We start from the raw sequence: 20,071 nt of genomic DNA, 5'->3' as shown, positions 1-20,071 counted from the left end.
TCATAGGAACGTCATCCGGGTCCTTCCTTGATCAAGGCCTCTGACCGTATGGGCATCGGAACCATATACGACGGGAATCCCCATCCCATAAGCCTTCCGGATGACCGGTTCGGGTGGATAGGACTCGCCGCAGTGCGGTTTGATGACACCTGCTCCGTTATAATCGACTTCCAGACCGTTGGCGAGGATCGCTTCGAGGATGGTTGAAATATCCCGGGAAAAAGATCGGGTTGTCGGGTAGAGCTTCTGGAATTTGTTCGCTAGTGTCATATGACCGATCCTCTTCGGTTTATAGGGACCGAGGTCCGAACGGATGGAAGAAAGGACGGCTCTATAATAATCCTCATGGACAGCATCGACCCCGCCATAGGCTTCCGTCATCCTACCGAAGGTTTCATCACTATAGTCCAGGCAGTACCAAGCCCCGTCTTTCTTCAAGAAGTGAACCGAGAGGATGCTGTCGTTGAGGAACGGACCGTATTTTGTCAGCAACTCTTTTGTTCCTTCTTCATAGCCCTCGATATAGTCCACCTCCAGGCCTGCTAAAATCACAATGCGGCCATCATATTTCCTTTTTAAACGGTCGATTTCTTTCAGATAGTCGTCCATTTGCCCGAACTGCATAGCGCTGTCCTTTTCCGGCACAGGATCGATGAAGTCCCTTGGAAGGGGAGCGTGTTCTGTGAACGTGATGTGGGTGTATCCGAGTGCGATGAGTCTTTCGACATATTCTTCCATGGCGTCCTTGCTTCCGTGCGGACAGAAGGGGGTATGGATATGACCGTCCCGTTTGATCATGGAGAAGCCTCCTATTCCTTAATCGGCTAAGATTTTGCCCGTCAAATGGCGAAAAATCGCCCATTGAACGGAAAAACTGCCGATTATGACTTTTTATCGAGTAAAATTCGAATTTAATAGTCAAAAAATGTCGTTAACATGGTATCATTATAGCAATGAGATAAATTTTACGAAACTTAACTTTAGATAAATGTTACTGAATAGTTGAACAGGGGGCTTATGATGCAGTACATCATCGGTGGAATACTACTAGTATTGATTGTCTTCCTGACTGGATTCTTTGTCAGGAAGAAATATTATGCAGAGGTCGATCGCTACGAATCCTGGAAGATCGATATCATGAATCGTCCTGTCTCGGATGAACTTTCCAAAGTCAAACAACTGAATATGACCGGGCAGACCGAGGAATTATTCGAACGCTGGAGACAGGGTTGGGATGAGATCGTAGCCGTGCAGCTCCCTGAAGTGGAAGAACTTCTATTCGATGCAGAGGAGCATACGGATAAGTTCCGGTTCAACAAAACAAAAGCCACCCTTTCCCGTATCCACGAGATCCTCACCGGTACCGAGACGAAGATCGAGACGATCCTGAAGGAACTCGATGAACTGATCGGCAGTGAGGAAAAGAACAGGGAAGAAATCCAGACGCTTCAGGAAGAATACCGCAAAAGCAAGAAGCAGCTTCTCGCTTATCGTCATACATATGGTTCCACGGCTAAACCGATCGAAACCATCCTTGATGAGATGGGGAAACAAATCGAACGATTCGAGGAATTGACCGAACAGGGGAACTATATCGAAGCACGTGAGATGGTCCTTGGACTGTCTGAGAAAATGAGGGAGACCGCCTATAAGATGGAGGCTATCCCGAAACTGCTCACAGAGTGTGAAAACGTCCTGCCGGTCCAGATTTCAGAGCTCGAGGCAGGATATGAGGGGATGAAGGAAGAAGGGTACATCCTGGATCATGTGGAGGTCGAAGAAAAGGCCACCGCACTGAAGGCTTCCCTTGCATCCCACGTCACCGACCTCGGGGAACTGAAGGTGGAGGGCGTGGAAGAAGGCCTGAAGGAAATGAAGGAAACGATTGAATCGTTCTACGACATCCTGGAAAAGGAAGTACACGCCAAGCATTTCATCGGGCAGTATAAAGATGCCACCACGGAGAGCCTCATCAAGGCCAAGGAAGAGAATGAAGACATCCAGGCGGAGCTCCGGATTGTCCAGCAGGCGTACCATCTCCGGGACGAAGCACTCACGATCCCCAAGGATCTGGAACATAAGATCATCCAGCTTTCCAAACGACATGAACTGATCATGAAGAAGGAAGAAGAACAGGGTGCCCCTTACTCCAATCTGAGTGATGAACTGAAGGATATCCGGAGCAGTCTGGACGAATTGAACAGGGAGCAGGAAGAATTCAATCTTTATCTTCAAACGATGAGGAAAGATGAGCTTGCCACTAGGGAAAAAATCCATGAGCTGAAGAAAAAGGTGGCTGAAGCGAGCCGCATGATTTCCAAAAGCAACGCACCTGGCCTCCCACAAGGATACAAAGATCTTCTTGACGAAGTTCATAATAAAATCGAGCAGGTGAATGTGAGTCTCACCGAGAAACCGCTGAATATGAAATTTGTTCAGGAAACATTGCTTGCTGCGGAAGACACCGTGGATCATTTCTATAAGAAGACCGATGAACTCATCGAAGACGTCGTCCTCTCGGAACGGGTGATACAGTACGGGAATCGCTATAGAAGCCGCTATTCATCCGTCCATGACGGCCTCAGGAATGCCGAGGAAGCTTTCAGACAGTACGAATACCGGAGGGCGCTGGAAGAAGCGGCCACCACCTTGGAAAAGGTAGAGCCGGGCGCACTGAAGAAAATCGAGAAAATGCTTGAGAATAAATAAGATAAAGACAGTCCCCTTACCGTGAAAACGGGCTAAGGGGACTGTTTTTTTATGGGGTTCATATAAAAATCGTATCAATCGTGGGTTCGTAACGCTCGGGTCGCGGGCTCGACAATCATCCCCGGTGCATCCCTCACTCCCAACAAAAAGTCCGCCTCTCTGATGCCGAGGCGGACTTTGTCACGATCAAGCTTGTATCACTCTTTTGCTCGTTCCGAATACCAATGAGATCACGAAGCCAATCAAGGCCCCGAAAATCGCCGGGACGATCCAGCCGATCCCTTCTGCATAGAGGGGAAGGAATGAAAGCCAGTCCCTGACGGCCGTCACTTCGATACCGGCTTCCTTCAGTCCGTCGAATAGACTGATGAAAGCGGTCAGGGCAAGCGCCGTGATATACACCGGGCGGTACCCTCTGAACAGATTGTGGAAGAACGAAAGAATGATCAATACGATGGCCATTGGATAAATGAAGATCAGCACCGGCACGGATATGGAAATCAGCTGTGTCAGTCCGATGTTGGAAATGATCATACTGAACAATGAAATGATGAACACCAAGGCTTTGTAAGGGATCGGAAGCAGCTTGGAAAAGTACTGAGCGCTCGCCGATACCAACCCGATTGATGTCGTCAGGCAGGCAAACAGGATGGCTAGGCCAAGGACGATGATCCCGAACGACCCCAGCAGTTCCTCCGATGCTGCAGCAAGGAGTGCGCCGCCGTTTGCTTGTTCTCCGATAGCATCGGTACCGCTGGCTCCGATGTAGCTAAGGGACAGGTAGACGAGGGCAAGACCTATAGCGGCAATCACACCGGCTTTCATGGTGATGGCTGAAATACTTGCCTTCGAGGTGATGCCGTGATCCTTAATGGAATTGATGACCACGATTCCGAAGACAAGGGCCGCAATCGTGTCCATTGTCAGGTACCCTTCGATGAATCCTTTGAAAAGGGGCCCATTTTGATAGGCTTCCATTGGTGTACCAAGGCTGCCCATGGGCGTGACAATACTTTTTACGACAAGAACGGCAAGGATGATCAGTAGTGAAGGAGTCAAAATCTTCCCGATTCGGTCGACCAGCTTGGACGGGTTCAGACTGAGCCAAGCGGTCAAAGAGAAGAAGATGAGCGAGAAAATCATCATCGGCATCCGGCTATCGGTCAATCCTTCCGGCAAGAAAGGCAGAACGCTGATTTCATAGGTGACCGTACCGGTACGCGGTATTCCGAAGAAGGGACCGATTGCTAGATAAAGGATGACGGTGAAGACGATGCCGAAAACGGGATGCACCCTGCTCGCAAGGGACTGCAGGTCTCCTCCTGACTTGGCAATCGCGATGACGCCCAAAAGGGGAAGTCCCACACCGGTAATCAAGAATCCCAGGATGGCCGTCCAGACGTGATCTCCAGCCTGCTGACCTAAAAATGGAGGGAATATCATATTCCCGGCTCCGAAAAAGAGTGCGAACAGCATCAAGCCTATTGCCATTACACCACTAAACGGAAGCGCTTTCCTATTCATATACTTTCCTCCGTTTCATTCATGCTAGTTGATTGTGTTGGTAAGAAGGGATAAGTGCGTTCAATAACGAAATAATCAAACAATTTAGTATATTCAAATAGTATGACCTGTCACTTACTTACATGATTCTCGCAAAAATTCAGTTATATTTCAATGAATAAATTTGGAAAGTATATTAAAATTTCATGAACAATAAAAAAGTGCGCTTCTTATTTGGGAATCCCTGCAGGTATGGTAAGATTAAAAATTGAAATGTGAGCCAAACCATAAGCAGGTGAGATGTATGATCTATTTAGATAATAGTGCCACAACGAAACCTTATAAAGAAGCACTCCATACGTTCATGAAGGTGAACGAAACACTGTATGCAAATCCATCTTCGATCCATTCGTTCGGTGGGAAGGCGGATGACCTTATCAAACGTTCACGGGAGCAGGTAGCGGACCTCCTTGGCGTTGAAGGACCGGAAGTCTTCTTCACATCGGGAGGGACCGAGTCGAATAATCTGGCCGTCAAGGGTACGGCCATGCAGTACAAGAACAGGGGAAGGCATATCATCACCTCCCGCATCGAGCATCCTTCAGTAAAAAAGGCTGTAGAAGATCTTGAACCGTTCGGGTTCAGCATCACGTATGTAGGCGTCGATGAGGAAGGGCGGGTGGATCCGCAGGAAATCGCGAACTCGCTCAGGGATGATACCATCCTCGTCAGCATCATGCACGTCAATAATGAGGTCGGAACCATCCAGTCAATCCGGGAAATCGGTGAACTGCTCAAGGAGCGCCCGAAAACCCTTTTCCATGTGGATGCCGTGCAGGCATGTGGGAAAATACCGCTTGATCTTCATGGGGCGGGAGTGGACCTGTGCAGTCTTTCCTCCCATAAGATTCACGGAATAAAAGGAACGGGGGCCCTCTATGTCCGGAGCGGGGTGCGCCTTTCCCCCTTGTTATCCGGTGGCGACCAAGAAGGCAGCCTCAGGAGCGGGACCGAAAACACAGGGGGGATCGCGGCTTTTGCCAAGGCCCTTCGCATGCATTTGAAGGAAAGGGAAGAATCCCTTCCAGTAATGCAGGAAATCCAAGGCTTCATAAGGGACGGATTATCCAAGCTCCCCTATGTGACGGTCCATACACCTGAAACTAGCGCAGCTCCCCATATCCTGAACTTTTCCATTGAGGGGTTCAAAGGGGAAGTGATGGTCCATTCACTCGATCAGCATGGAATTTATCTTTCCACCACGAGTGCCTGTTCATCCAGACAGCATAAACCAAGCGAAACGCTTCTTGCCATGGGCGTGTCGGACATGCGGGCGAACAGCTCCCTCAGGGTGAGCCTGTCCTACCATACGACGATGCAGGAAGCACGGATGTTCCTGGAAACATTGGAGAGGGAAATCCGATCATTAACGAAAACGATGAGGAGATCACGATGAAATATAATCGAATTCTAGTCAGATACGGTGAAATTTCCACAAAAGGAAGAAACCGCAAGAAATTTACATCCCAACTGAGAGAAAACATCCTGGAGGCCCTGAAGGACCTTCCTTCCATATCCGTCAATGCAAGCAGGGATCGCCTTCACATCCTGCTAGGGGAAGCGGACGGGGATGAAGTGATCACAAGGTTATCTTCGATCTTCGGCATCCAGTCATTCAGCCCGGTTGTCATGACGGGCAGGGATGTGGATGAAATGATGGAAGCGGGCCTTGCCCTTGTGCAAAAAAGCTTTGAACCCGGAAAAACGTTCAAGGTATCGGCAAGACGGGGAGATAAGACATTCCACCTTGATACGAACGAATTGAACTACCAGATCGGGTCATACATCCTGAAAAATATGGAGGATTTGACCGTCGATGTCCGCAATCCCGATATCAAACTGAATGTAGAAGTAAGGAAGGAAGGGGTCTACCTTTCATCCGAAATCTACCCGGGTGCAACAGGCATGCCGGTGGGAGCGAGCGGAAAGGCTATGCTCATGCTATCTGGGGGGATCGATAGCCCCGTTGCCGGTTACCTGACGATGAAACGGGGAGTGGAGATCGATGCCGTCCATTTCCACAGCCCTCCTTTCACCAGTGAAAGGGCAAAGCAGAAGGTCATCGATCTTTCGAAAAAGCTGTCGGCGTTCAGCGGCAAGGTGAATCTTCATATTGTCCCGTTCACTGCAATCCAGCAGCTGATTCATGATCAAGTACCTGAAAATTACACCATGACTTCAACGCGGAGAATGATGCTCAGGATCACAGACATGATCCGGGAAAAACACGAAGGGCTTGCCATTGTGACGGGTGAAAGTCTCGGGCAGGTGGCGAGCCAGACACTGGAGAGCATGCAGGCCATCAATGATGTCACAAATACCCCTGTCCTTCGACCGTTGATCGCCATGGATAAGCTTGAAATCATCGAGATTGCCCAAAAGATCGATACGCATGATATCTCGATTCTTCCATACGAAGACTGCTGCACGATCTTTACGCCGCCTGCTCCGAAAACCAGGCCGAAGCGTGAAAAGGTCCAGTACTATGAAAGCTTTGTCAACTTTGATGAGCTCATCCGCGAAGCGGTTGAAAAAACGGAAATCATGCAGATCGACGGTTCTTCCCATAAAGAAGAAAGCTTCGACGAGCTACTCTGATTTAGGAACATTTACCAAGAACATCCCTTGCATGAAGCCATGTGTTTTCGCACATTCTATACTCAACAAGCAACGAGGAGGTGAAAACACATGGCAAACAACAGAAGTTCTAACCAACTAGTAGCTCCTGGAGCTCAACAAGCTATCGACCAAATGAAATACGAAATCGCTTCTGAATTCGGAGTTCAACTTGGTGGAGATGCAACTGCCCGCGCTAACGGTTCTGTAGGTGGTGAAATCACTAAGCGTTTGGTTCAAATGGCTGAACAACAAATCGGCGGTTACCAAAAATAATTGAATACAATGGCTACAAAGGAGCGGGCATTGCCCCGCTCCTTTCTTTTTTGCGCCTAGTAAAAAGAATATTTAAAAAAGTAAAAACATTTTGTATAATAGAGTGGGCTATGTAAAATAAAGGAGGAACCACGATGAAAAGGGAAGAGCTTATAGCACCGGAAACATACAATCTGGTGGAGGAAGTCGAACGCTTTGCTGCAAAAGATGGAGCGAAAGCCCTCCTGTGGATGGACGAACAAGGAAATGAGAAGCAGATCAGCTATGGTGATCTGATTAAAGTGGCGAATAAATATGGAAACGTTTTCATTGGAGAGGGATTTGAAAAAGGCGATGTGCTCCTGGTGATGATGCCAAGGTTGATTGAGGCATACGCTGTTTATCTTGCTGCCTTGAAAGCCGGTCTTGTGGTGATCCCGAGTTCGGAAATGTTAAGGGCCAAGGATCTCGGATACCGCATTGATCATGGGGATGTCAAGGGGATTGTCGCTTATTCTCCGTTTATCGGTCAGTTTGAAGGTGTTCCGGGTATGGAAAATGTAAAGAGATTTGTGGTCGGCGGTGGGCAGGAAGGGTGGATCGATCTCGAAGGTGAAGCGACAAACGCTTCGGACGAGCTTGGTTTCGCTGATACACACCGTGATGACATGGCGTTCCTCTCCTATACGTCCGGGACGACGGGTAATCCCAAAGGAGTTGTACATACGCACGGCTGGGCCTACGCCCACCTGAAGACAGCCGCAAAGGAATGGCTGGGCATCGAGGAAGGGGACGTCGTGTGGGCCACGGCAGGTCCAGGCTGGCAGAAATGGATCTGGAGCCCGTTCCTATCCGTCCTTGGTTCAGGAGCGACAGGTCTCGTTTACCAAGGGAAATTCGAGCCACATGCCTATTTGAAGATCCTTCAAGATCATCGGGTGAATGTCCTGTGCTGTACACCGACTGAGTACAGGTTGATGGCGAAGGTGGATGATCTCGGTTCCTATCACCTTGATTCCCTTCACAGCGCAGTTTCAGCCGGAGAGCCATTGAATCGCGAAGTCATCGACGCGTTCCAAAAGCATTTTGATGTCCTTGTGAGAGATGGATACGGTCAGACTGAAAATACCCTTCTTGTCGGGGTAACCAAAGGAATGGAACTGCGTCCAGGGTCAATGGGAAAACCGACTCCTGGGAATAGGGTTGAAATCATCGATGAACTTGGGAAACCGTGTGAAACGGGTGAGGTGGGGGACATTGCAGTACACCTTGAGACACCGGCCCTTTTCAAAAACTACTATAAAGATCCCGAAAGGACGGCCATGCAATTCCGCGGAGAATACTATATCACCGGGGATAAAGCCAAACGGGATGAAGATGGATACTTCTGGTTCGAGGGGAGGAGCGATGACATCATCATTTCTTCAGGATATACGATCGGCCCATTTGAAGTAGAAGATGCCCTGGTCAAACATCCTTCCGTGAAGGAATGTGCCGTGGTCGGAAGCCCTGACGAGATCAGGGGGCTGGTCGTCAAGGCGTTCATCGTCCTGAAAGACGATGTAGACCAGGCCGATCCGGCTCTCATCCCTTCCCTTCAGGAACATGTCAAGGAACTGACGGCCCCTTACAAGTATCCACGGAAGATTCAGTTCGTTGACGAATTGCCGAAGACGACTTCAGGCAAGATCAGAAGGATCGAACTTCGACAAAAAGAACTGGCAGCACAGAACTGATAGCCAAAAAAGGGAGTCCGCAGGGGCTTCCTTTTTTTCGTCATCGCATGCGAAATTCAGTTCTTTCTGATTTTTGCACTTTTATGGTACAGTAGATACAGAATTTTTTGGAAAGAAGGGAACAAGCACGATGGGAACATTATGGACGAACGGAACAATCTACACGATGCAGGCAGAAGGTCATACTGTAGAAGCAGTTTTGACGGAAGATGGCAAAGTAAAAGCACTTGGCAGCGAAGCGGCCCTTATAGAGCAATTTGCATTCGACCGGAAAATGGACCTTGAAGGCAAGATCATGTTCCCGGGGTTTGTGGACAGTCACATGCACCTCATTGGACATGGAGAGACCTTGATGAGGCTGGATCTTTCCGAGATGACCAGCAAGGAGCAGGTGCTGCTGGCGGTCAAGGAGAAGGCAGACCGTACCCCTGAAGGAGACTGGATCATCGGGGAAGGGTGGAATGAAAATCTTTGGGAAGATCCTGAAGTCATCACCAAAGATGAAATCGACCACGTAGCGGTGGGACACCCTGTCCTCCTGAAACGGATATGCCGCCATGCCATCGTCGTCAATACATTGGCCCTTGAAAAAGCTGGCATCACCGACGCATCGGAAGATCCCGAAGGGGGACTGATCGACCGATACGATGACGGACGTGTCAACGGGGTGCTGAAGGATACGGCACAGGATATCGTGACGGGGATCCTGCCTTCCATTTCGTTGGAATACCTCGAAGAAGCCCTCGCAAAAGGGGTTCAAAGCTGCTGGGAAAACGGCCTTACAGGTGGTCACACAGAAGATTTGAGCTATTACGGGAACTTTAACAAAACGTATCAGGCGTTCAGGAATACCCTCGGAAAAGACGGTAAGAAATTCAGGGCACACCTCCTTGTCCATCATGCCGTCGTTGAAGACTGGCGCGATGAAGGGCATCAATTCCTCGAGGGGAGCCCCTATGTGGAATTCGGCGCCATGAAAATCTTTGCCGACGGTGCCCTTGGTGGGAGGACGGCCCTCCTCAGCCATCCATACGCCGATGATGAAAGCACCAACGGGGTGAGTATCCATACGGAGGAAAACTTGCAGGCTCTCGTAGCGAAGGCAAGATCCTATGATTTACCCATCGCCGTCCATACCATCGGAGACCTGGCGTTTGAACAGGTGGTGGATGCCATCACGAAAGAGCCTACGGTGAAGGGGCGGCGCGATCGATTGATCCATGCCCAGATCCTCCGTCATGAATTGATCGAGAGAATCAAGGAACTGGATTTGATCCTTGATATCCAACCCCGTTTTGTGGCATCAGATTTCCCATGGGTGATCGACCGGATCGGGGAAGATAGGATGAAATATAACTATGCCTGGAAGACCCTCCTTGAAGAAGGGATCCACTGCGCAGGCGGTTCGGATGCCCCGATCGAGCCGGTCAATCCCCTGCTTGGTATCCATGCGGCCGTAACCCGGACCAACCCGACCGATCACGATCATACGGTTTATGGACCCGATCAGGTATTGAGCATGTATGAAGGCATCTCCCTGTTTACAAAAGGCAGTGCCTTCGCGTGTCACCACGAAGCCGACCGCGGTCTCATCAAGGAAGGGTATGATGCAGACTTCACGATCCTCAATGAAGATCCCTTCACAGGAGGCCCTGATGTGCTCCTGAAACAAGTGGTGGCGATGACCGTAGTCGATGAGGACATCGTATATGACAGAGATAGGAAAAAATAATGATTGCTCCTGGTCACCCCCATGGCTATAATGAAGTTATTTCGGTCATTGAAATAGTTTGGGGGTAACAAAATGAAGACAAGTCAGACGGGAATTGTGTATACCGCGTTTTCGTATCTATTATGGGGGATCCTCCCAATTTATTGGAAGTTTCTCGGAGATGTCCCAGCCGATGAAATCCTGGCAAACCGCATCTTCTGGTCCTTCTGGTTCATGCTGCTGTTCCTCTTTGTCACAAGAAGGTTCAGAGGATTCACGTCCTATCTGAAAACGTCACTGACGAAGAAAAAGCAGGTCCTTGCGCTCTTGGTCGCATCTTTATTGATCAGCGCAAACTGGTTCATCTACATATGGGCCGTCAATACAGATCAGATGGTGGAAGCAAGTCTCGGATACTATATCAATCCCCTGGTGAGCATCCTGTTAGGGGTCTTCATCCTCAAGGAGAAACTCTCCAAAGCCCAGATCCTGTCATTCGGTTTGGCCGCGGCAGGCGTCCTCGTCCTCACGTTGTCCTATGGGGATTTCCCGTGGATCGCGTTCGGTCTGGCGTTTTCGTTCGGTTTATACGGGCTGGCCAAAAAGTTGATCCAGGTTGAATCGTCCATCGGACTGACCTTGGAAACCATGACGATAGCGCCCGTTTCAATCGTGTACCTCCTGTTCTTGTATCAGGATGATTCACTGGCACTCTTCCATACGGGAACTGGGACTGATCTGCTTCTGATCGGAGCAGGTGCAGCGACGGCGATCCCACTCTTGTTCTTCTCACGCGGGGCCCAGCAGATCCCCCTTTATATGGTGGGATTCCTGCAGTATATCGCTCCGACCATCACGTTGATCCTCGGCGTGTGGATGTATCATGAGCCGTTTTCTACCGTCCATGCCATCGCTTTTTGCTTCATCTGGCTCGCGTTGGCCGTTTTGACGGCATCTCGGCTTCAGCTCGCCAGGAAAAGGCGTAAAGATGCCCGGCTGAGCGCATAGAAAAAACCCGGAATGCCTAGAAGGGAGTGGCCCTCCCTTTCGGCATATCCGGGTTTTCTTTTTTCTTCTTACAGGAATGAACGCTTCACCTTTTCCCAGAAAGAATTATCCTTCAGCTTGACGGTCTTGATGATGTTTCCGCTCAGCTTCGCCTCGATGGTTTCGACGTGCTGGATGCCGAGGGCTTCATTGTCCATGCCCATGGCCGGATAATCATTCCCGTCCTGTACGATCTTCAGGACAAGTCGGCGTTCCTGACTGAGGATGAAGGAAGAGCCCAATGTCCGGTACCGATTATTGTTCAAGGAAGCCATCTCACTCACCTGAAGGCAGGGGATCATCGGATCGACGACTGCTCCGTTGACGGATTTATTGTAGGCCGTACTGCCCGTCGGTGTAGCGATGACCATACCATCGCCCCTGAACGTTTCAAAATGGTTATCGTCGATGAAGACATCCATCACGAATGTCTTGATGATGCCGGAGCGGATGCTGAACTCATTCAGACACAGGAATGAGGTTTGATGATCCACGGTCACTTCGATTGTCGGGTATTTCCTGACTTCGATCTGTTCCTTGGTCATCGCCTCGATCATTTTAGACGTATCATCAATATGGAAGTCACAGTACATGCTCAGTGTACCGCCGGTGGTAATGCCCGCATAGAGGCAGTCCTGCCGGAAGCCGGTCTTTCTGACGGCCTGAAGGAAGGTACCGTCGCCCCCTACGCTCACGATGATACTCGCATCTTCGTGACGATTAACGATGGTGAAATCATAGCGGCGCGCGAGTTCATAGAGTGAATCCACCTTCGCTCCGAGTGCAGCATCTTTCAGGTGATAAAAATAAATATTGCGACGATTCATGTGAAATGCCCCCTGTCGATGTAGGTTAAGTTTTCCCATTTGATTAAAAATTTGCTAGAATCTTACTTAGTGAATATTCTACCACGTTTTATATGTAGAATGATAAAGATATCCTTACATAAGATAGGATGAGAAAGGGAGGATTATACAACATGAATGCAAAAAGATGGATTGCACTTGGGATCGCAGCCGGACTGTTCTTTGTCTCGGTCATCGTCAACTTCGCCACATCGGCATTGAAGGGTGATTTCACAAGTGCCTGGGAAGAGGTGTTGAGCATGGACTCGACCCTGAATGAAGAAGTATTGGATACAGGGTCGTCCGGGGACCGGATCGCCGTACTCGAAGTGAACGGAGTCATACAGGATACAGGAGGTGCGAGCTCGCTGTTCGAGAGTGCGGGCTATAACCATCAGTCATTCCTGGAGCAGCTCGACGCTGTTGAAAAGGACGACACGGTCAAAGGGGTCATTCTTAAGGTGAACTCACCTGGTGGAGGAGTGGTGGAAAGCGCCCAGATCCACAAAAAGCTTGAAGAAATCAAAAAAGATACAAAGAAACCGATCTATGTGTCCATGGGAGGCACGGCCGCTTCAGGTGGTTACTACATATCCGCCCCTGCCACCAAGATCTTCGCCAGCAAAGAAACCCTCACAGGTTCCCTTGGGGTGATCATGCAGGGTATCAATTATTCAGAACTTGCTGAAAAATACGGAGTCGACTTCGTTACGATCAAAAGTGGTCCATACAAAGATATCATGAGCCCGACAAGGGAGATGACCGATGAAGAGCGGGATATCCTGCAGTCCATGATCGATAATTCCTATGAAGGATTCGTGGACGTCATCGCAAGCGGCCGTGACATGTCGGAAGAACAAGTGAAGAAAATCGCCGACGGCCGGATCTATGACGGACAGCAGGCGAAGGAAGTCAATCTTATCGATGAATTCGGTTATTATGAAGACACCGTTGAGGCCATGAAGAAGGATTACAAGCTGAAAGATGCAGAAGTATTCCGTTATTCCTCAGGTGACTCTTTCGCAGGGCTCTTCAATATGGGCGCGAAGAAAATGATCGGTGGAGACATGGAAGCAACGGCCCTTGCCAAGATCCTATCCCAACCAAACGCACCACGATTGATGTATCTATATTCTGAGTAAGGAGGGCTTGACCGATGAGTGACGTATATGAACAAGACGGCGTGCCCTTTCCTGAAAGGGAGCAGCCGAAAGAAGAAAGAATAGAATCAGGCATCCCTGCCAAAGGGTTTTTCCTGGCAGGGTTTTGGATCAGATTCTGGGCCTACATCATCGACCTGATTGTGATCGGAAGTGTGACACGCCTCCTCGTAACACCGGTATTCAAGCTGCTGGATATCCCGATGGGGAGCTCCATGTTCGCTCCATACACCATCCTGACTACCATTGTCTTTTACGCTTACTTCGTTCTCATGACGAAGTTCTTCCACCAGACACTCGGGAAAATGGTATTCGGCGTTAAAGTGGTCGGAATCAAAGGACAGAAGCTCGACTGGGGAACCGTCTTATTCAGGGAACTGATCGGACGATTCATCACCGGCACGTTCTTCCTCCTCTACGCGGTTGTCGCCTTCACCACGAAAAAGCAGGGGATCCATGATCTTTTTGCCGATACAACGGTCGTACAGGAAAAAAGAAAGCTGGAGTTCACCCCGGTATAAACATGAATCAAAAAAGATTGGGACAAAACAAAAAAGGTCATGACGAACAATATCAGTATGGCTTCTTAATACCGCTCATGATTTCCGTGCAAGACTTCGCTTTCCGCGGGTAGCCCGTGAGCCTCCTCGGCAAGCCTGCGGGGTCTCATATCAGCTACTCTTCCCGCTGGAGTCTTCGTCTTGCACTCCAATCAACCGCTAGGAACAAATAAATAATAATGGACATGAAACACATTAAAAACCCGAACTATCTCAGGCAAGATAGTTCGGGTTTTACTATGACTAAAACACTCTTGTCCCAGTCTCTTTCATTGTATTTGAGAGTGGAATCCCTTCCATGCTTGATCTTAGGGGGCCAAAAGGAAAAGAAAGGTTTAAATCATGATCGTCGAGGCGATAATGGGAAGTTGAAGGGGTGTGATGGATATGAGCTGGTGGGTATGGACCCTCCTGATCCTCGCTGCATTGCTGTTGCTATTATTCGTAATCATTTTTATAACCAAACTGACCATTACCATATCCCTCTATCACGGAAATGATAATGATCATTTCAAGGTGATGCTCAGGGCATGGTATGGAATCCTTAAATATACAATCGACATCCCCATGGTGAAAGTCGATGATGATGGTCCGAATATCGTTCTGGAAGAAAAAAAGAAGGCAGGGGATGCCGGCTCTTCCGGTAAGGAAAAAGAAGATAAGAAGAAGGTGACCCCTTCGGAATTCATGAATAGCCTTAAAGATACGAAGACCCTCCTCGTCCATGTACGGTCCCTGCACCGGATCATCCGGCATTTCATGAAGAAAGTGAAGATGGATGACGTGATCTGGCATACGAAGATCGGCACGGGTGATGCCGCCACAACAGGTTCCTTCACAGGGGCGATATGGGGGTTGAAAGGAAGCATCATCAGTCTCATGAGCGGGTACATCAGGCTTCAGTCCATGCCGGATCTACAGGTGGTCCCCGACTTTCAACAAGCGATCATCCAGACCAGATTTTCATGTATCATCCAATTCAGAATTGGGAATGCTATCCTCGTAGGTTTCAAGATACTTCGTTTTTGGAGGGGCGGCAAGGCCACGTTCAAGACAACGCCATTGTCCACCCTCTCAGGTGAAAAACATTCAGTATAATAAGGAGGAACTGACATGAGCGAACATCCTATTGAAGGGTTAATGACCACCGCCATGGAAAATCTGAAACAAATGATCGATGTGAATACGATCATCGGTGATCCAGTCGAAACACCAGACGGAAGCGTGATCTTGACGGTATCGAAAGTCGGGTTCGGATTTGCTGCAGGTGGCAGTGAATTCATCATCGACGGCAAGGGTAAAGGCGGAGATAATGGAGACAAGCCGCAGTCCGGACCAAAGCAACAACCTTTCGGTGGAGGAAGCGGTGGAGGTGTATCCATCACCCCGATCGCGTTTCTGATCGTCAGTTCAAGAGGCATCAAAATGCTTCATCTTGATGAAAATACCCATCTCCTTGACCGTCTTCTCGATCTAGCACCAGGTGCCATCGAAAAGATCCAGGGCATGTTGAAGAAAGACCATGATGGACACGGACCGGATCACCATAAACAAAATGTAGACTTCTAAGCCTTGAGGCGTGCAGATTCCTGCATGCCTCATTTTCTTTACGAAAAGGGTAAGCCATAACAGTTGCGCACCCTCACCTCTTTTCTGTACTATGAGGAAGTACAACCTATTTTAAAGGAGGAATACATAATGGCATCTATCACATTCAAAAACAATCCTGTCACACTCGTAGGCAGCGAAGTCAAAGCAGGGGACCAAGCACCTGATTTTACCGTACTGGCCAACGATCTGTCAGAAGTGACACTTCAGGATTCAAAAGGCAAGGTGCGTTTGATCTCTGTCGTTCCTTCTATCGACACAGGCGTCTGTGACGCCCAAACACGAAAGTTCAATGAAGAAGCAGTCAAGTTCGGAAATGTGGAAGTCTTGACCATTTCCGCTGATCTGCCTTTCGCACAAAAACGCTGGTGCGGGTCAAACGGCATCGAGAATGTCCAAACCCTATCTGATCACCGTGATATGAGCTTCGGTGAAGCATACGGCGTCTACATGAAAGAACTCCGTCTGTTGGCACGTTCCGTATTCGTCGTAAACAGCAACGACGAAGTGACGTATGCAGAGTATGTGAGCGAAGGAACCGATCACCCGAACTATGAAGCAGCAATCGAAGCTGTTAAAAACGCAAAATAATGACACCAGATGCTGGCCACGGCCAGCATCCTTTTTTGCCGCAAAAAGGGTCTGGTTTTTACAAAAGGCGATGCCCACGTTACAATAAAAGCACCAAACCGTGAAAAGGAATGAACGTACATGATGAATTCACCAGTCGAAACACTCTTCGGCATACTCGATGAAACCTCAACCCTTCTTCAGGAGGAGCTCAACTGTACCTATCTGGAGGCAGTCGCTGAAACAGGAGAGAATCTCTTTCAGGAGGAGATCCTTCAAGATGAACTCAGCGAGCTTACGAAGAAGCGATTATCCAAAAAATACGCGGAACTGAACCTTGACGAGACGGCAGATGAAGATATCCGGAAAGCTTTCCAATTTGCCATCTTGAAAGGGATGAAAGAAAATGTCCAGCCGAATCACCAGATGACGCCGGATTCCCTAGGCATGTTCATCAGCTATCTGGTGAACCGTTTTACCGAAGGAATGGACACGCTCAATGTCTTGGACCCAGCGATCGGAACAGGTAATCTCCTGACCACGGTGCTGAATCACCTGACGGGGAAAGAGACGGAGTCCATCGGCGTGGAAATTGATGAGGTGCTGATCAAGCTCGCCTATGTAGGAGCCAACCTGCAAAAGCATCCCCTTCAGCTCTTCAACCAGGATTCCCTTGAACCGCTCATGATCGATCCCGTGGATCTTGTCTTAAGTGATCTGCCAATCGGGTACTATCCGAACGATGTGAGGGCGAAGGACTATGAGCTCCAGGCGGAAGAGGGTCATTCGTATGCCCATCATCTCTTCATCGAGCAAAGCCTCAAGCATACAAAAGAGGGGGGCTATCTGTTCTTCATCGTCCCGAATAATTTGTTTGAGTCTCCATTTGCACCACAGCTTCAAAACTTCTTGAATGAAACGGCGAATATCCAGGGCTTCTTACAACTGCCCCTGTCCCTATTCAAGAATAAGCATGCTGCCAAAAGCATCTTGATCCTTCAGAAGAAGGGTGATGGAGTGGAGGCGCCGAAAGAAATCCTGTTGGCACAGCTTCCGAGCCTGTCCAATCAAAGGGCGCTACAGGACATCCTCGGTAAGATTGATGGATGGTTGACTGATAATAAACGATGATTGTTTGAAAGGCTGCTTTTTAGCGGCCTTTTTTTGTTGCTATTTTTGAGAAAGGGGTGCGATGGGGATGAGTCCGTGCCTCTCCGCTGCGGTCAGCCGCTTTCCACGGGGTGTGCGGTGAGCCTCCTCATGCTTGCGGGGTCTCACCCTGCCCACTATTCCCGTAGGAGTCGTCTGCCCTCCGCTGCGAGTCACTCTTTGGGGAAGAGGAGGGGGTGCTGATTATTATGTTGTGAGAGGATCGACCCTGCTTGAACCTCCAACGTTCTGTCTCTTTTTGATAATGGTATTTGATGGGGAAGGGTCCGTGCCTCTTCGCTGCGGTCAGCCGCTTTCCACGGGGTGTGCGGTGAGCCTCCTCATGCTTGCGGGGTCTCACCTTGCCCACTATTCCCGTAGGAGTCGGCTGTCCTTCGCTGCGAGTCACTTTGTGGGTAAGAGGAGGGTGTGCTGATTTTCACGTTGTGAGAGAAGAGGCGGTGCTGGAACCCTCAACATCTTGTCTCTTTTTGATAATAGTGTTTGATAAGGAAGAGTCCGTGCCTCTTCGCTGCGGTCAGCCGCTGCGGTGAGCCTTCTCATGCTTGCGGGTCTCACCCTGCCCACTATTCCCGTAGGAGTCGGCTGCCCTCCGCTGCGAGTCACTCTTTGGGTAAGAGGAGGGGGTGCTGATTATTATGTTGTGAGAGGATCGACCCTGCTTGAACCTCCAACGTTCTGTCTCTTTTTGATAATGGTATTTGATGGGGAAGGGTCCGTGCCTCTTCGCTGCGGTCAGCCGCTTTCCACGGGGTGTGCGGTGAGCCTCCTCATGCTTGCGGGGTCTCACCCTGCCCACTATTCCCGTAGGAGTCGGGTGTCCTTCGCTGCGAGTCACTTTGTGGGGAAGAGGGAGGCTTGCCACCCTCCCCGCAGGAAAGCAAGTGCCCGTAGCGAAAAGGAACGATCCCTACACCCATTACACATCCATCCAGAACGATTTCGGCTCTTCCCACTCATTATTTAAATTTTGGGAAAATAATTAATTTAACATGTAACCGATGTCATTTCAAGCTTTTTCTTGAAATGGGGGTGGGCTAGTGATTAAATGAGGAATTGAGAGATAAAAATTCGTTCATGGAACAAAATAAATGAAGAGATTCAAACATAAAGGGAGCGATATACCGTGGCAAAAAAAGTCATTGCAATTAACGCTGGAAGTTCTTCCTTGAAATTTCAGCTTTTTGATATGCCGGAAGAAACCGTCATCACAAAAGGACTCGTTGAGCGTATCGGACTGAAGGATTCCGTCTTCACCATTTCTGTAAACGGCGAGAAAAACGAAGAAATCACCGATATCCCGAATCACGAAGTGGCTGTTAAAATGCTTTTGGACAAGCTCACTGGTTTCGGCATCATTTCTTCTCTTGATGAAATCGAAGGAATCGGTCACCGCGTTGTACACGGTGGGGAAGTATTCAATGAATCCGTCCTCATCACTGATGAAGTATTGGAGAAAATCGACGAGCTCTCAGAGCTTGCACCCCTTCACAACCCGGCGAACCTGACTGGAATCCAAGCGTTCAGGAACATCCTGCCTAATGTGCCGGCTGTTGCTGTGTTCGATACAGCTTTCCATCAGACGATGCCTGAAAGTTCATTCCTGTACAGCCTGCCATATGAGTACTACGAAAAATACGGAATCCGCAAATACGGCTTCCACGGTACATCCCATAAATATATTTCTGAGCGTGCAGCTGAGATGCTCGGTCGCCCGAAAGAGCAGCTTCGCCTGATCTCTTGTCACTTGGGTAACGGAGCAAGCATCGCCGCGATCGAAGGCGGCAAATCCATCGATACATCTATGGGCTTCACTCCACTTGCGGGTGTGGCAATGGGTACACGTTCAGGTAATATCGACCCTGCGTTGATTCCCTTCATTATGGAAAAAACCGATTCAACGGCTGATGAAGTGTTGAACGTTCTGAACAAAAAATCAGGGATCCTCGGTGTATCTGGATTCTCAAGCGATCTTCGCGACATCCAGGATGGAGTGGAAGCAGGAAACGAACGTGCTGAGCTTGCTCTTGACGTATTCGCCAACCGCATCCACAAATACATCGGTTCATATGCTTCTCGCATGAACGGTGTCGATGCCATCGTCTTCACTGCCGGAATTGGTGAAAACAGCTTGATCGTCCGTGAAAGAGTCCTTAAAGGCCTTGAATTCATGGGTGTGTACTGGGATCCTGCACGCAACACGACGCGCGGGGAAGAAACATTCCTAAGCTACCCTCACTCACCTGTAAAAGTCATGGTCATCCCGACCAACGAAGAAGTCATGATCGCCCGTGACGTTCTTGAAAAAGGCGACATCTGATCGCTCACCAGAGCCTTCACCCAGACCGGGTGAAGGCTCTTTTTTGTTCATCGGGACAAAAACTGATGGAAGAAAAAGTATGAAGATGGGATGAAGGAACGCCAGTATGTGTCAAAGGTGGAGTTGCCGGCTCATTTTCCACCGGTATTTTCAGGCTGATTTCCAAAATGAGTGTGATATACTTAGAACAAATCTAGTTTG

The 20,071-nt window shown here is 49.1% G+C and carries 17 protein-coding genes; 14 read left to right on the top strand and 3 right to left on the bottom strand.

What is annotated here, in order from left to right; translation table 11 throughout:
- Complete coding sequence (gene hisJ, locus K6T23_RS16070) at positions 1-798, bottom strand: histidinol-phosphatase HisJ (RefSeq protein ID WP_337946914.1); 798 nt, start codon at positions 796-798, stop codon at positions 1-3.
- 219 nt (positions 799-1,017) lie between these two features.
- On the opposite strand from hisJ, the gene ezrA reads away from it, so the two are divergent.
- A complete protein-coding gene (ezrA, locus tag K6T23_RS16065; protein WP_238281733.1) occupies positions 1,018-2,709 on the top strand; it encodes a septation ring formation regulator EzrA in 1,692 nt (563 codons plus the stop codon).
- A 186-nt stretch (positions 2,710-2,895) separates the two neighbouring features.
- Here the strand turns inward: ezrA and brnQ are convergent, their stop codons facing one another.
- Entirely contained in the window at positions 2,896-4,233 is a 1,338-nt protein-coding gene (gene brnQ, locus K6T23_RS16060) for a branched-chain amino acid transport system II carrier protein (protein WP_238281731.1), read from the bottom strand.
- Positions 4,234-4,516: 283 nt separating this feature from the next.
- On the opposite strand from brnQ, the gene K6T23_RS16055 reads away from it, so the two are divergent.
- From K6T23_RS16055 to rarD, 6 genes are all read left to right on the top strand, one after another.
- Entirely contained in the window at positions 4,517-5,668 is a 1,152-nt protein-coding gene (locus tag K6T23_RS16055) for a cysteine desulfurase family protein (RefSeq protein ID WP_238281729.1), read from the top strand.
- Positions 5,665-6,870: a tRNA uracil 4-sulfurtransferase ThiI gene (gene thiI, locus K6T23_RS16050; protein WP_056534892.1), complete on the top strand. Its 1,206-nt coding sequence runs from the start codon at positions 5,665-5,667 to the stop codon at positions 6,868-6,870. The genes K6T23_RS16055 and thiI overlap by 4 nt, the downstream gene beginning before the upstream one ends.
- 90 nt (positions 6,871-6,960) lie before the next feature.
- Positions 6,961-7,164, top strand: coding sequence for an alpha/beta-type small acid-soluble spore protein (locus K6T23_RS16045; protein ID WP_048007455.1), 204 nt, complete (start codon positions 6,961-6,963; stop codon positions 7,162-7,164).
- Positions 7,165-7,298: 134 nt separating this feature from the next.
- Positions 7,299-8,879: an acyl-CoA synthetase MbcS gene (gene mbcS / locus K6T23_RS16040; RefSeq protein ID WP_238281727.1), complete on the top strand. Its 1,581-nt coding sequence runs from the start codon at positions 7,299-7,301 to the stop codon at positions 8,877-8,879.
- Positions 8,880-9,009: 130 nt separating this feature from the next.
- The gene (locus tag K6T23_RS16035) at positions 9,010-10,611 is read left to right on the top strand and encodes an amidohydrolase (RefSeq protein ID WP_238281725.1); all 1,602 of its coding nucleotides are present in this window, start codon (positions 9,010-9,012) and stop codon (positions 10,609-10,611) included.
- A 72-nt stretch (positions 10,612-10,683) separates the two neighbouring features.
- The gene (gene rarD, locus K6T23_RS16030; protein ID WP_079516622.1) at positions 10,684-11,598 is read left to right on the top strand and encodes an EamA family transporter RarD; all 915 of its coding nucleotides are present in this window, start codon (positions 10,684-10,686) and stop codon (positions 11,596-11,598) included.
- A 68-nt stretch (positions 11,599-11,666) separates the two neighbouring features.
- On the opposite strand, the gene K6T23_RS16025 is transcribed toward rarD, so the two are convergent.
- On the bottom strand, positions 11,667-12,464 hold the full coding sequence (locus tag K6T23_RS16025; protein ID WP_238281723.1) for an NAD kinase: 798 nt from the start codon (positions 12,462-12,464) through the stop codon (positions 11,667-11,669).
- A 152-nt stretch (positions 12,465-12,616) separates the two neighbouring features.
- On the opposite strand from K6T23_RS16025, the gene sppA reads away from it, so the two are divergent.
- The 7 genes from sppA to K6T23_RS15990 all read left to right on the top strand — a co-directional run bounded on the left by sppA (position 12,617) and on the right by K6T23_RS15990 (position 19,870).
- A complete protein-coding gene (gene sppA / locus K6T23_RS16020; RefSeq protein ID WP_056534902.1) occupies positions 12,617-13,624 on the top strand; it encodes a signal peptide peptidase SppA in 1,008 nt (335 codons plus the stop codon).
- A gap of 14 nt (positions 13,625-13,638) precedes the next feature.
- Positions 13,639-14,163, top strand: coding sequence for an RDD family protein (locus K6T23_RS16015; protein WP_238281721.1), 525 nt, complete (start codon positions 13,639-13,641; stop codon positions 14,161-14,163).
- 426 nt (positions 14,164-14,589) lie between these two features.
- Positions 14,590-15,300 (top strand): DUF2953 domain-containing protein, encoded by a 711-nt coding sequence (locus K6T23_RS16010; RefSeq protein ID WP_079516620.1) that lies wholly within the window; start codon positions 14,590-14,592, stop codon positions 15,298-15,300.
- 15 nt (positions 15,301-15,315) lie between these two features.
- Positions 15,316-15,771: a GerW family sporulation protein gene (gene ytfJ / locus K6T23_RS16005; RefSeq protein WP_056534907.1), complete on the top strand. Its 456-nt coding sequence runs from the start codon at positions 15,316-15,318 to the stop codon at positions 15,769-15,771.
- A gap of 129 nt (positions 15,772-15,900) precedes the next feature.
- Positions 15,901-16,401: a thiol peroxidase gene (tpx, locus tag K6T23_RS16000; RefSeq protein WP_053426339.1), complete on the top strand. Its 501-nt coding sequence runs from the start codon at positions 15,901-15,903 to the stop codon at positions 16,399-16,401.
- Positions 16,402-16,524: 123 nt separating this feature from the next.
- Entirely contained in the window at positions 16,525-17,511 is a 987-nt protein-coding gene (locus K6T23_RS15995) for a class I SAM-dependent methyltransferase (RefSeq protein ID WP_238284453.1), read from the top strand.
- Between the two features lie 1,165 nt (positions 17,512-18,676).
- Positions 18,677-19,870, top strand: a complete 1,194-nt coding sequence (locus K6T23_RS15990) for an acetate kinase (protein WP_079516619.1) — start codon at positions 18,677-18,679, stop codon at positions 19,868-19,870.
- The last annotated feature ends 201 nt before the right edge of the window (positions 19,871-20,071 follow it).

Origin of the sequence: Rossellomorea marisflavi (genome assembly GCF_022170785.1) — a bacterium.
GTDB classification, from domain to species: Bacteria; Bacillota; Bacilli; order Bacillales; family Bacillaceae_B; genus Rossellomorea; species Rossellomorea marisflavi_B.
Note: the sequence above shows the minus strand (reverse complement) of the source record. Positions and strands in the feature narration are given on the sequence as shown.

What these genes read in the sequence shown, in the direction of transcription:
- ytfJ (WP_056534907.1), top strand. Translation starts at nt 15,316, where the DNA reads ATGAGCGAACATCCTATTGAAGGGTTAATGACCACCGCCATGGAAAAT.
- K6T23_RS16010 (WP_079516620.1), top strand. Translation starts at nt 14,590, where the DNA reads ATGAGCTGGTGGGTATGGACCCTCCTGATCCTCGCTGCATTGCTGTTG.
- rarD (WP_079516622.1), top strand. Translation starts at nt 10,684, where the DNA reads ATGAAGACAAGTCAGACGGGAATTGTGTATACCGCGTTTTCGTATCTA.
- hisJ (WP_337946914.1), bottom strand. Translation starts at nt 798, where the DNA reads ATGATCAAACGGGACGGTCATATCCATACCCCCTTCTGTCCGCACGGA.
- K6T23_RS16055 (WP_238281729.1), top strand. Translation starts at nt 4,517, where the DNA reads ATGATCTATTTAGATAATAGTGCCACAACGAAACCTTATAAAGAAGCA.
- K6T23_RS16025 (WP_238281723.1), bottom strand. Translation starts at nt 12,464, where the DNA reads ATGAATCGTCGCAATATTTATTTTTATCACCTGAAAGATGCTGCACTC.
- mbcS (WP_238281727.1), top strand. Translation starts at nt 7,299, where the DNA reads ATGAAAAGGGAAGAGCTTATAGCACCGGAAACATACAATCTGGTGGAG.
- K6T23_RS16045 (WP_048007455.1), top strand. Translation starts at nt 6,961, where the DNA reads ATGGCAAACAACAGAAGTTCTAACCAACTAGTAGCTCCTGGAGCTCAA.
- thiI (WP_056534892.1), top strand. Translation starts at nt 5,665, where the DNA reads ATGAAATATAATCGAATTCTAGTCAGATACGGTGAAATTTCCACAAAA.
- K6T23_RS16035 (WP_238281725.1), top strand. Translation starts at nt 9,010, where the DNA reads ATGGGAACATTATGGACGAACGGAACAATCTACACGATGCAGGCAGAA.
- ezrA (WP_238281733.1), top strand. Translation starts at nt 1,018, where the DNA reads ATGATGCAGTACATCATCGGTGGAATACTACTAGTATTGATTGTCTTC.
- brnQ (WP_238281731.1), bottom strand. Translation starts at nt 4,233, where the DNA reads ATGAATAGGAAAGCGCTTCCGTTTAGTGGTGTAATGGCAATAGGCTTG.
- K6T23_RS15995 (WP_238284453.1), top strand. Translation starts at nt 16,525, where the DNA reads ATGAATTCACCAGTCGAAACACTCTTCGGCATACTCGATGAAACCTCA.
- K6T23_RS16015 (WP_238281721.1), top strand. Translation starts at nt 13,639, where the DNA reads ATGAGTGACGTATATGAACAAGACGGCGTGCCCTTTCCTGAAAGGGAG.
- tpx (WP_053426339.1), top strand. Translation starts at nt 15,901, where the DNA reads ATGGCATCTATCACATTCAAAAACAATCCTGTCACACTCGTAGGCAGC.
- sppA (WP_056534902.1), top strand. Translation starts at nt 12,617, where the DNA reads ATGAATGCAAAAAGATGGATTGCACTTGGGATCGCAGCCGGACTGTTC.